We start from the raw sequence: 13198 nt of genomic DNA, 5'->3' as shown, positions 1-13198 counted from the left end.
CGTGCTCGACCTGCGCCTCAGGCGTCACACACCGATCTCGTTAGATCCCCAGGCGAACGGGAAGGCCGGGCTTGCCGTACGCCCGGCCTCCCCGTTCGTGCCAAGCCTCAGCGGGCCCGGTACGACAGGATGAGCTTCACCCCCTCAAGCGTCGACCTGTCCCCTTCGTAGACCAGGTCCCACGTGCCCGCCGCCAGCCCCGGCGTGGGCAGGAGTTTGCCCTCGGCGAGGGCCAGGCGGGCCTCTCCGTGCAGGAGGAAGCGTCCGGAGCCTCCCGTGTAGAGCGCGTACACCCCGGTGACCGCCCGCCCGACGATGCCCGGGAACAGGTCGGCTGTGAGGGGCAGCGTCAGGATGCCGTCCTCGCTCTCGGCGAACGCCGTCCACTCCTCGGGGAACTCGGCCGCGACATCGCAGTAGCGGGCCGTGGCGTACGGCTTGAGCATGCCCTTGACCGCGCCGGCGAACAGGTCGCCGCCCTGCTCGGCGGTGTACTTGACGGTGACGGTGACGTCCGTCAGCTGGGCGGCGCCGCCGGAGGGCAGTTCGAGGCGCCAGCGGGAGACGGCGCCGGTGCCCTCGAAGGGCAGGTAGCGGTCGTCGTCGTAGCGCAGGTCGAACAGCCCGTTGTTCTCCTTGTACTCCTCCAGGTGCGACAGGGTGATCTGCTGGCCGCCGCGCCAGTCGGCGCGCAGGGTGGCGGGCATGGGGCCCTTGGGATCGAGCAGGTACTTGACGGCCTTGGGGTCGGCCTCGAGCACGGTTTTGCTGTCGAGCTGGGTCAGCACGGCGTTGAGGCCGAGCTTGCCGTCCGGTCCGGTGAAGTCGACGGAGACGGTCTTGATGCGGCGCCGGTAGTGGCCGGGGAAGTCGCGGTCGAAGAGGGATTCGGTGAGGGCGAACTCGCAGCGCCCGCCGGTGCGCAGGTTGAGTGCGGCGAGCGGGTCGAGGGCCAGCAGCGACACCTTCCTGGTGATCTCCAGGCCGCGGCGGTCGGTCTCCAGCCAGGCCTTGCCGAGCCGTTCGAGGTCGAGTCCGAGACTGTCGGCGGCGAGCAGGCCGTTGCGCCGGCTCTCCCAGTAGAGCGGCTGGATGTGGCCGTCGGTGGTGCCGCGCTCGTACTGGTAGGCACGCTCGGCGGAGCGGGCCATCTCGTAGGCCATGGAGTAGGCCTGGAAGTAGAGCCCGGACAGCCGTCCTGCCATCCACTGGTAGAGCTGGAGGTTGGTGAACTTGCCGGTCATGAAGGCGCCGACCGCTTCGAGGTTGGCGATCTGCTGGTCGAGGATCTCCAGCTCGCGCTGGGCGACCTTCAGCCGTAGCTCGGATGCCCTGATCTGGTGGCCGATCTGCTGCACGTCGTTGCGGGCCTGGGCGAGCTGGAAGGTCCAGTCCTGGGCCATGCGCTCCTGGCCGGCGCGGATGCCGAGTAGTTCGCCGATGACGTTGAGCCCTTCTGCGAGCGTGGAGGAGGCCTCGCCGCCGTGGCCGAGGGCCTCGCCCACCTGCTGGCCGCCCATCTTGGTGCCGGTGATGAACAGGCCGACCATGATGTCGGGCAGGCCGGAGGAGATGGCCGCGCCGGTCTGGAAGGCGGTGGCGACGGCGTGCGCGACGACCGCCGTCGACATCATGGCGAGCTGCGCCTCCTCCAGCGGCAGCAGCCCCTCGTCGATGAGGTGCTCGTAGTGGCTGACCCGCTCCAGGGCGCCCTGCTCGCTGACGCGCGTCTCGCGCAGGTTCGACGCGGCGATCTCCACCTCCGCCTCGCGCACGGCGCGGGTGAGGGCCAGGATCGTGCCCTCGTGCCGCTGGTTGAGCAGCGTCAGCTCCTCGGAGTCGCGCCGCTCCAGCACGCTGAGCAGGTCGCCGCCGAACTGCCGCAGCTTGTCGACCAGCTCCTGCGCCTTGCGGAAGGTGAAGGAGAAGCGGTGGTGCGGCACCGGTACGGCCGCCGCGGCGGCGATCTGGTCGAGCGAGGCTCCGCCCGCCACGCCGCGCACGAGCGCCATCACGTCGATGGGCGGCTCGAACAGCGGCAGCGGACGGCTGACGCCCATGATGTCGAGCGTCGCCCTGATCTTGCGCAGCCGGTCCTCGACCCGGTCCCAGTACTCCAGGAACACGCCGTTGGCGGGCACGTGGAAGTACGGCCCGGCGACGCTGGCGTGCACCTGGCCGGTGCCCTTCACCAGCTCGGGCGGCAGCCCCTTGGCCGGGGGCAGGGCGCGGATCTGCTCGTAGGTGAGCGCCTCCGTGGCCGGACGGGTGCCGAGGTCCTCGGGCGGGCGCTCGCCGAGCAGGTCGTAGGCGAAGACGTACAACATCCTGGCCTCGTCGACGCTCTCGGCGGTGTACTGCCGGAAGAGCAGGTCGCCCCAGTCGAGCAGGTTGTCGACGTAGGCCATGACGACGGCGCGCCGGTAGGCGCCGGGGCGCAGTTCGGCGATGGTGTGCGGGTCGAAGGGATCGTCCGCGTAGGCCTTGAGCAGCGCACCCCGGTCGCCCATGAGGGAGTACTGGTATCGCAGTCGGCCGAGCATCGCGAGCCGTTCGCCCAGCCCCGCCTGCGCCTCGGCCGGAACGGCCAGCCTGTCGATCTTGGGGGGAAGCGAGGCCAGGTAGGTCTTCTCGGCTTCGGTGAGCTCGCGGTGGTGCTGGAAGGCCGGAGCCATCGGCTCCACCTTGGCCAGGATCTCGCCGAGCCCGTCGATCGAGGTGCCGAGCGCCGCCAGGTCGTCGCGGCACGACTGGATCAGCGCCTCGACGTCGACGGCGAGGAAGGGCAGGAAACGCCAGTATCGCGGCTGGGTGGGGTCGAAGACGTATTCGTACCAGGTCCTGGCGTCGTCGAACCGCTGGGCGGTGTTGAGCGCCTGGGCGATGAGCGTGGGCGCGTGGAAGAAGACCTCCCAGTAGTAGATGCCGTTGCCGCTGTTGAAGTCGAGGTGCGAGCTGGTCGGCACGCCCTGTTCCGCGGCCGAGGCGGTGACCTTGATCGTGGTGGGGTCGGAGTCGCTCGTGCTGAAGGCCGGCAGCTCGTCGAGTTCCTGGATGGACGGCGAGAGCAGCGCGGGCACCCCTCCTTCCAGCAGCGTCTTGTTCAGCTTGTAGGCGGTGCTGGAGGTGAGCCTGATGACCTCGTGCGGCAGCGCGGCGATCTCGTAGGGCCGCTGGAATGTCCCGGCGGTGTAGGTGACGTACTTGGCGCCCGTGAACAGGTAGAGGTCGCCGGCGTCGAGTACGCCGTCCATGCCCGTCTCCCAGCCGGCGGGCAGGCCGCCCCAGTTGCCGGCGACGGGGGAGTAGTCGAGCGTCGAGCCCAGGTTCTGGCCGGCTTCGAGCACGGCGTAGTCGGTGCCGCTGATGACGTAGCGCAGGCCGGAGCGCTGGAAGACGGCCCGGATCCTGCGGTCCATGGCCCGCGGGTAGGTGGGGTCGGCCAGGGCGCCGGGCAGGCCGCCGGTGAGCGTGTAGGCGACGTACTCCTGGTTCCTGGCCAGGTAGAGCACGTCGTCGGCGACGTAGGCGGCGTCGACGCCCTCGTCGGTGATCGCGGTCCTGGCCACGCCGAGCGCCTTGATGGGCGACGGGTCGCTCTGCACGTACTCACGGGGACTGTTGCCCCGTCTCGGCTTGGGCGTGATGGACAGGTAGGTGTGGGCGTCGTTGTCGAAGAAGTAGACGTTGTCGCCGTGGCGGAAGGGCGCGCTGACCGGGGCGGAGCGCGGCAGCCCGTCGTGGTTGTCCTTCAGCTGGATGGGTCCTTCCGCGCGCCCGTCCCAGCGCCGGTAGGTCTCGCCGGTGACGACCAGGACGGTGTCACCCTGGAAGAGGAGCGCGTCGACCTTGGTGAGGCCGAGCGCCCACTGCGGCTGGAAGGGCTCCAGGGCGTGGCCCGGCCGGGTCCTGCGCACCCACTGGCGGTCGGGCGAGTGGTAGTACTCGGCCCCGTCGGCGGCGACGGCCGCGGCGGAGACGGAGCTCCACTGCGGGAAGCCCTCCTCGTTGTCGGCGATCTTCTTCGGGTAGCCGGGGTCGATCCTGCCGAAGGGGGCGCCGGAGTAGCGGTAGTAGTTCTCGCCGGAGAACAGGTAGAGGCGGCCGTTCCTGACGATGGCCGCGTCGACCTCGGCCTTGTCGTCGTACAGGGGGGTCGCGACGTGTCCCCAGCGTTCGGCGGTCGCCGGCTTGCTGAGCCGTAGGGCGCTGGGCCGGTCGGCGGGGACCTCCACGTAGTAGGGGCCGGAGCCGTTCTCGCCGGTGTTGTTGAAGAAGTAGCGCAGCCCTCCGGGCAGGACGACGGCGGCGTGGATCGGCGACCACGACGGCAGCTTGTCGCCGTTGCCGCTCAGGTTGCGCGGGGTCTCCTCGGCCGCCTTCGGCGGGGTGATGGGCCGGCACAGGAAGCTGCCGCCCTTGTGGTCGAGGCTCACCCACGCGCCGCTCTCGGCCTCGGCCGGCATGGCGAACCTGACGACCTTGGCCGGGTCGACAGGCTCGGCGAAGATCCGGTCGAGCCGGGTCTCGCGCACCGGCTCCGGCACGCCCTGGGCGCGGAAGGCGTACAGCTCGGGGGTGAGCGCGAACGCCGGGCTGACCCGTTTCGGGCCGAAGGGGGTCCACACCGTGTAGGAGCAGGTGATCAGGATGGTGTCGTGGATGTCGCCGCTCGGCCCCGGTACCGTGGCCGACGCCTGGACGTACAGGGTGGGGTTCCAGACGGGCGCGTTCTGGACGTCCTCCAGCGGCAGGACCTGCGCGGGCACCCATTCGCCGTTGAGGTTGCGGAAGGAGTAGTTGACGCGCACGCGCTGTTTGGGCGGCGGCGGGGTGATCGTCCGGGTGTCGCCGCTCTGCTTGTCGGTGAGGGAGGTCTGGGCTCCCGGCTCGGGCGCGACGGGCTCGATCGTGGGCCAGAAGACGAAGATGCGGCCGAAGGCGTGCACCGGGTAGACCTTCTCGGCCTCGATCTGGGCGTCGACCTTCATCCACGGCGCCCATGTCGCCGACAGGCGCTCGCCGTCCCTGAACTCCGCCTCGCGGCAGTAGTGGCGCCTCGGTTCCGTCCTGGTCCGGCCGAAGAGCACCAGCCGCCGGGTGCCTTCCTCGGCGCCGTCGGCGGTGTAGACGTAGCCGCCGGTGATCGAGAGCCTGGACACCTCGGTGTACTCGTCGAGGTAACGCTTGTAGGCGCGTTCGACCTTCTCCTGGGTGATCTCACCCTGGAGCAGGTCGTCCTCCAGGTCGCGGAAGGCGGGCGTCTTGGAGCCGCGCAGCTCTGGGCGCAGGTAGTTCTCCGGGTAGAGGAAGACCTTCCTGTTGGCCTCCCAGGTGCGGTAGTTCTTCAGCCAGCTCCACCAGGACTTGATCTCCTGCCTGCGCTGCTCGGGACCCTTCTCCAGGTCGAGCAGGTAGCGGTGCACGTAGAGCTGGGCGGCGGCGATGGCCTCGCGCACGCGTGAGGTGCGGCCCTGCCCGCCCATCTCGACGTCGACCAGCAGCCGGTTGTACAGCTCGCGGGCCGTGCCCTGGGCGGTCGAGACGAGGGCGTCGCGCTTGACGACGTTGAGCTCGTCGTGGACGGCGGCCGACAGGGCGGGCCACTCCCCGGTGAACAGCCGTTCCATGATCCCGTAGAGGGCGGTGTTGGCCGTCGCGAGGTCGGGCGTGGTGGCGAAGGCGTGGCGCCAGACGCCGCCGTGGAGCGCGGAGGGGGACTCACCGATCCGGTCGGTGAGCTCGAAGAGCTCGACCAGCCGGAGCATGAACTCGATCTCGAAGCGGTCCTCCTCCTTGCGCACCGGCGGGGCGCGGTGCGCCGAGGCGGCGATCGCCTGGGCCTCGGCGGTCAGCAGGGCGGCGTTGCGCTTGGCCCACCTGATCTCGTCGGCGTCCCAGCCGAACAGGCCGCTGAGGTGCGCGTACGGGTCCTCCGACGCCGCGAGCAGGCCGTCGGGCACGCGCCTGGCCAGCTCGATGAAGCGGGTGATCGTGTGCACGTCGCTCAGCCGGTAGTCGGCCGTGCCGCCCCAGCGGTGACGGAAACGCTGCGGGTAGGTGCGGTCGACCTCGTGGAAGCCGTCGGAGTAGCGGACGTACTCGTCGTTCTTGCACAGGTAGGTGCGCTCCTCGAAGACGAAGGCGCCGTCGATGCCGGACTCGAAGCGGTCGGGCACGTCGCCCCAGTCGTCGCGGACCGTGCGCGGGTAGCCCTCTTCGACGACGTCGAACCGGCCGGGACGGTACCGCACGTACTGCCCGTCCTTGAAGGCGTACAGCTCGCCGGTGGAGGAGGCGAAGGCGGCGTCGACCAGCTGGTGTCCGGCGTCGGCGAAGGCGTTGCGCACCTTGCCGAACAGGCTGGTGACAGCTTCCGGCCCCGGCCTGCCGACCCGCAGGCACAGCTCGCCCTTGATGAGGTGGACGGTGCCGTCGGGGCCGCGGAAGGCCGCGTCGAGGCCATCGGCGAACTCCGCGGGCAGCTCTCCCCGCAGGCGCAGGTCGAGCGCCAGGTGGGGGTCGATGGTGCGCGGGTAGCCGTCGTCGGCGTACACGTATTCGGTGCCGGTGTAGCGCACGTACTGGTCGCCGGAGAACAGGTAGGTGTGGGCGCCGGAGACGATCGTCGCGTCGACCTTCTCCCTGTCGGCGATGGTGTTCCGTACCTTGCCGAAGGTGCTGACGTGGCGGACGGCGGACGCCTCGCGGGAGACGACGTGGACGGAGCCGCCGACGAGCAGGCAGGCGGTGCGGCCGGTGGCGATGGCGGCGTCGATCGTGCGGCCGGTCACCGCGTCGTCGAACGCCTCGGGCAGGCCGGAGAACGCCGCCTCCTTGCGCAGGTTGCCGACGATCTTCCGCGGGTACCCCGGGTCGACGTAGCGGTACTCGGGGCCGGTGTAGCGCACGTACCGGTCGCCGGCGAACAGGAACGTCGTGCCGTCGCCGAAGACGCACGCGGCGTCGATCGCGGCGCTCTCGTCGTCGGCCACGAACGGGTTGGGCGACCTGCCCCACCGGTCGCGGATGACGGCGAGCGGGGCGAAGCCGTGCCCGTCGTGGCGGGAGTACTGCTCGGACAGGAAGAAGTAGGTCGAGCCGTCTGGCGCGGTGAACGCCGTGCGCAGCGCGTCGCCGTCCTCCCTGCTGGCGGCCAGGGTGTGCTCGAAGCCGGGCCACAGGCGCTCGATCGGGCGCGGGTAGGACCAGGTGCCGGTCCTGTCGTCGTGCTGCAGGCACTGCTCGCCGTACAGCAGGAGCATGGTGGCGCCCTCGAACAGGACCGCGCTCGGGACGGGGTGGCCGGGCACGCGGTACTGCTCGGGCACCTGCCAGAAGTCCTCGCCGGCGATGCCGGGCGCGTCGTCGGGCGCGGTGTAGGCCGCGCCCGAGTAGACGACGTACCGCATGCGGCCGTCGTCGCCGGGCGACTCGAAGACGTACGTCTTGCCGCCGCGCACGTAGGCGAGCGCGACGTCGTGCAGGCCGCCCCAGTGCTCGGAGATCGGCCGCGGCTCGCCGTCGATGGTCAGGCCGGGGCCGTCGGCGGCGTAGCTGACGAACTGGTCGCCGCTGAACAGGTACGTCCTGCCGTCCCTGCCGACGAACGCCGCGTCGACCGTGTTGTCCTGGTAGATCGTGTTGCGCGGCCTGCCCCACTCCTCGGCCAGCGGGTAGGCCTTGTTGAGCCGGGCGTTGAGGCACCTGGGCCCCTTGAACAGGTAGGCCGTGCCGTCCGCGCCGTGCAGGACCGCGTCGAGCCCGCCGCGGAAGTCCTGCGGTACGGCACGCAGCAGCCGTGGCGTGACCTCCTGCGGCGCGGACCCGGTGCTCCTGGCCGCCTCCACGGCCGCGTGGTGGCGCCAGCCGCCGGAGTCCTCGGCCAGCAGCGCGCCGTCCTCGACGAACGCGCAGCTCACCCCCGCCAGCGAGCTGTCGTCGTAGCGGCGGTAGAGGCCGTCGGAGACGACGTGGCAGTGGGAGTCGCGCACGAGGTAGGCGGTGCGGCGGTCGGCGAAGGCCGCGTCGACGCCGTCGAGCGTGACGTCGAGCGCCGCCATGCCCGGCTCGCGCGACAGCTCCGACAGGGCGGCCGGGTAGCCGTCCTGCACGTGGTCGAGCCGCGTGCCCAGGTAGCGCACGTACTGGTCGCCGGAGAACAGGTAGGTGTAAGTGTTGTCGACCGGCCTGCCGTCGATCTGCTCGGTCACGGTCCTGACCAGTGCGGCGTCGACCCGGCCCGTCCTGGCGATCCGGTTGACCACGTTGCCCCAGTAGGCGGGGACGGACGCCGGGTAACGGTCGTCGGCCCTGGTGTAGTCGCCGGTCGAGAAGCGCATATAGCTGGCACCCGAGAAGACGTAGGTCCTGCCGTCCTTGCCGACGAACGCGGCGTCCACCTTGGTGAAGGGCAGCAGGCTGTCCCAGTGCCCGGCGATGGTGCGCGGCTCCGACCACCAGCGGTGCCGGGCGTCGGACACCACGAACCGGTCGCCGGCGAACAGATACGTACGGCCGGCGCCGTCGGTGAGGATCGCGTCGATGACCGCGAAACGGGGGTCGGCGGCCAGCGAGGCGGGAAGGTTCCACCAGTTGTCGGAGACCGGCTTGGGATAGCCCGCGTCGGCGCTGCCGTAATCCCTGGTGGAGTAGCGGACGTGGAAGAGGCCGTCGTCGGCGTGCACCTGGATGTGCAGTGGGTTGCGGCGCAGCGTGAGCGCGATGCCCTGCTCGGTGGCGACGTGCCAGACCCGGTGTTCCTCCGTGCCCTCGGCCGTGACCGCGGCGGCCTCGGCCAGGGTCAGGCCGTGCTCGGCGAAACGGCGGCGCAGCGCCGGCGACAGGCGGCCCGCGTTCAGCTCGGACTCCTGCACGAGCGGCACGTCGAACAGCCGGCCGCCCCGGCCGAACAGGTAGGTCCTGCCGTCCGTCACGAAGGCGGCGCCGACCGAGCGCAGCCCGCCCCAGTCGCCGGCGATGCCCCGCGGATACCCGAGGTCGACGACCGCGTAGTCGGCGCCGGAGTAGCGGATGTACCTCTCGCCGCTGAACAGGTACGTCTTGCCGTCCATGCCGACGAACGCGGCATCGACGGAGCCGCCGGTCAGCACATCGGAGAGCCTGCCCCAGCGGTCGGCGGTGGCCTGCGGCATGCCGACGCCCGAGGAGAAGAAGGAGACCGTCCTGCCCTCCTTGAACAGGTGCACGATCCCCGAGCCCGGCTCGGTGAAGGCCGCCTCGACGCCGGTGCGGAACTCGCCCGGCAGGCCGGGGAACTCCGACTCGATGCGGCGCGGATAGCCGTCGTCGACCCGGACGCCGTCGCTCTCGACGCTGTCGGTGTAGCGGATCACCTGGTCGCCCTGGAACAGGTAGGCCCTGCCGTCCGGCCCCGTGAACGCGGCGCCGACGCCGCCGGCGCCGTCGAACGTGTTGCGGATGCGGCCCCACCTGGCCGAGATCGGCTGCTCGGACCCGCCGATCTCGTAGGAGCGCCCGCCCGCGAACAGGTGCACACGCCCGTCGGCGTCGTGGAAGGCGGCGTCGAGGGCCCCGGTGAACGCCTCGGGCAGGGCGGCGTCGTGACCCTCCGCCTGCCACCACTCGGCGACGACGCGCGGGTAGCCCTCGTCGACCGTCGCGAAGTCGGGGCTGGAGTAGCGGATGTACTGGTCGCCGCTGAACAGGTAGGTCCTGCCGTTCTCGTCGACGTAGGCGCTGTCGATCCTGCGCGGGGCGTCGAAGGTGTTCCTGACCTTGCCCCACAGCTGGTCGCGCGGCGCCCAGCGAATGCTTCCCGGCTCCTTGACGAACAGGCGGGAGGACTCCCCCTCCCCGCCCGCGCGGCCGATGATCCACTCCGTGCGGTCCGGGAAGGCGAAGGCCGCGTCGATCGAGGTCAGCCCCGTGAACCACGGCGACAGGTCGGTCAGCGGCCTGCGCTTGGAGTCGAGCAGGGTGTAGGTGTCGGCGGCGTAGCCCCAGTAGGCGTCACCGGCGAAGACGTAGATGCGGCCGTCGGAGCTGCGCAGCACCGCGTCGACGGCCGTGACGCCCGGCGGCAGGGCCAGCGGCTCGGGGTACTTGCCGGTCAGGTCCTGGTCGTGGAAGGCGACGGCGACCTCGGCCGCGCTCATGCCGAGCTTGGAGGCCAGCAGGGCGAAGCGGCGGACGCGCTCGTAGGCGGCGGCGAAGTGCGGCTCGCCCAGCCGGCGGGGGACGGCGATGACCGGCGGGACGAGGATCTCGATCGCCTCGGGGAGCCCGCCCGTGACGCCCTCGCAGATCGCCGCGACCGTCTCAGGGGGAACGCCGAAGGCGTCGGCCAGCACGGAGGTGAGCGCGGCCTGCTGGCGGCCTGCCAGGCCCTCCAGGGCCGCGGTCACCTCGTCGACCGCCTCGGACAGCTCGACGGCGACCGCGTGCAGCAGGAAGAACACCTCGCGCTCGAAGTCCTCCAGCCCGGGCAGCGAGAAGCGGATGACGTTGGTGGGGTTGGCGAAGAACGGGATGGCCTCGGCGGGGACGGACATCGTGTCGGTGAGCGCCTGCGCCGCGATCAGCTGCTCGGCGAGCGTGTCCTGCTGGTCCTGGTCGAAGCCGAGCTCGGCCAGCGCGTCCGGGTGGATCCGGTAGGGCCGCTCGTCCTCGGCGCACTCGGCGACCCGGCGGGCCACGATGTCGGTCTCGGCGGCGGTGAACCCCGCGCCGAGCGTGTCCACCTCCGACACCAGCCAGCCGTCGTCGAGCGCCGCCCCTTCCATCGCGGCGATCGCCCGCTGCGCCATCACCGCGTCGGCGACCTCGGCGAAGTCCTCAGGAGCGAACGTGAGCAGGCCGGTCTCCAGTTCGGCGACCTGCCGCTTCATCACGTCCAGGACGGTGAGCCTGTGCGGGTGGAACTCCGGCGGCAGGGCGAGGTCGGCGAGCTGGAGGGCGGCGATGGCCTGCTTGTCGAGGTAGTGGCCGTCGTCGTCGATGTAGCCGTTGAAGCGCAGCCCGTCGAGCAGCCTGGCCAGGCGCGCCTCGCTCAGCCGGAGCGAGGCGAACAGGCCGGGGTCGAGGGGGAGCGGCTCGGCGCGGAAGTCGGCGATGCGCCCGCGCAGGAGGGCGAGCACCTCGGCAGAGGCGTCGGACAGCTCGGCGTTGACGCGGAAGTCCTCCAGGTTGGCCTCGTCGGTGAAGAACACCGGGTCCTGGACGTTGCCCTGGTCGTCGATGTAGCCGTGGTGGATCAGGTTGTCGTACAGCTCGTCGAGCTGCGCCTGCGTCAGGCTGCCGACCGTGGCCAGGTCGGAGGGGTAGAAGGTCGAGGTGCCGTTGCCGACGCTGTTGATCAGCTTGAACAACGACTCGGTGAAGGAGCCGAAGTCCCGCTCCAGCACCAGCGCGTAGTCGGTCTCCGGCATGTGCTCGATGACGAGCGTGTTGTCGGTGCGCAGGCGCCCGCCGAACACCAGCTGGGCGTGGATCTTGCCGGCCAGCCGCTCGCCTAGGCCCAGCCCGGCCAGGTCCTCCTCCACGATCATGCCCAGGGAGGTGACGGCCTCGTAGGCCGCCGCGGTGACGGCGGCGGGATCGAGGTTCAGCAGCCGGGCGTCACGCTTCGACACCACGCCCTCGGGGCGCTGGGCCAGCACGTCGTGGACGACCTGCGCGGCACGCTGCCCGAACCGTTCGCTCGCGAAGGCGGACGGGTCCATGGAGACTTCCTGGAACCGCTGGTCGAGGCCGTCGAGGACGGTGAGCCTGTCGTCGCCCCCGCCGGGCGCGCTGCCCAGGATGTCGGCCAGCTCCTGGGCGCCGAAGCCGCTGTCCTGCATCCACCGGCTGACCGCCAGCAGCGTCTGGGCCAGCCACAGGCCGGAAGCCGGGTCGCCGCCCTCCAGGATGCGGTAGCAGTCCTGCGACGTCGGCTCGACGCCGCCCAGCACGGAGAAGGTCGAGTAGCGCCACAACGACGGGTCGCTCTCCAGCACGCCCAGCAGGTCGAACAGCTCGGAGGCCGGCATGCCGAGCGCCGCGGTGAGCCTGCCCACCCTCCGCAGCAGCGCGATCTGCGCCGGGCCGGCCGGTCCGCGGTCGAAGGGGCTCGGCTCCATGGCCCCGTACCTGTCGCGGTAGCGCCGCACGGTCTCGACGAGGTCGCTCTCGGCGGTCTCGATCGCGATGGCCAGCTTGCGGCGGTACTCCTTGTTGTGCGGGCCGAGGATGTCGCCCGAGGTGACGGGCAGGTCGTCGGGGACCGGCTCGACCGCCGCCACCAGCCCGCACACGCCGTCGACGGTGAGGTCGTAGCCGCGTCGCAGGTGCACCACGACCGCCGTGGTCCGCAGCGCCGCGGCGTTGATCTCGCCGCCGCAGCAGGTGGTCAGCACGCGGTCGAGATCGCCCAGCGCCAGCCCGGTCCACCGGGCCAGCCGGACGAGCCTGCTGACCCGGTCGTACCAGCCGAAACTGGTGCCCAGCAGTTCCGTACCGTCCTCCGAGACGGTGACCGGTCCCGTGCCCCGGTTGGCGTACGACTCCTTGGCCGGGCGCCCGGTGTCCTCCGGCTCGCCCAGCAGCTCACGTAACTCCGGCGCCGACAGGCCCGTCAGCTGCTTGAACGTCTCCACCTGCGCCAGCGGCGTCAGCTGGTCCTGCGGCGTGAGCCCGTAGAACGCCTTGATCCTGGCCTCGTCGGCCGGAGACGTCAGGTGCCTCACGGCGTCGGCCGACAACCCCAGGAACAACCGCGCCACCGTGTCGGCGTCGGCCACCGGGGCGAAGATCCGGTACAGCTCGTCCGGCCCCGTCCGCAGGCGGCGCAGGTAGGCCTTGAACCGCTCCTCGTCGAGCGAGAACGGCATGCCGAACGGATGCTCCAGACGCCGCATCAGCTCGTACGGCGGGCCGCCGGCCAGCTTCTCCAGCAGCTCGACGACGACGTCGAGGTAGGGCGATTCGGCGAAGGTGTTCTCCGCGTCCAGGACGATCTTCTTCAGGTCGGCGCGCCGGTCGTCACCGAGCAGCGACGGCTGCTGGAAGACGTTGTCGATGAGCGCCAGCAGCTCGGCGAGATAGGCGCCGGGCGAGTAGACCGTCCTGGCCTCGTCCTCCTGGCGGCGATCGAGTTCGGTGTCGTCGAAGAGTTCTTCGTAGCTCGGCAGTGCGTCGTTGCCCGCCATGCGTTCCCCCCTCAAGGAAGCCTGTT

1 protein-coding gene is annotated in these 13198 nt (G+C 71.0%); it reads right to left on the bottom strand.

Features of this window, described 5'->3' with window-relative positions; translation table 11 throughout:
* Window positions 1–107: 107 nt before the first annotated feature.
* Complete coding sequence (locus HNR30_RS41055; RefSeq protein WP_181615576.1) at window positions 108–13172, bottom strand: hemopexin repeat-containing protein; 13065 nt, start codon at window positions 13170–13172, stop codon at window positions 108–110.
* Window positions 13173–13198 lie beyond the last annotated feature (26 nt).

The sequence above is a fragment of the Nonomuraea soli genome (assembly GCF_013761175.1).
GTDB lineage: Bacteria > Actinomycetota > Actinomycetes > Streptosporangiales > Streptosporangiaceae > Nonomuraea > Nonomuraea soli.
Note: the sequence above shows the minus strand (reverse complement) of the source record. Positions and strands in the feature narration are given on the sequence as shown.

What these genes read in the sequence shown, in the direction of transcription:
- HNR30_RS41055 (WP_181615576.1), bottom strand. Translation starts at nt 13,172, where the DNA reads ATGGCGGGCAACGACGCACTGCCGAGCTACGAAGAACTCTTCGACGAC.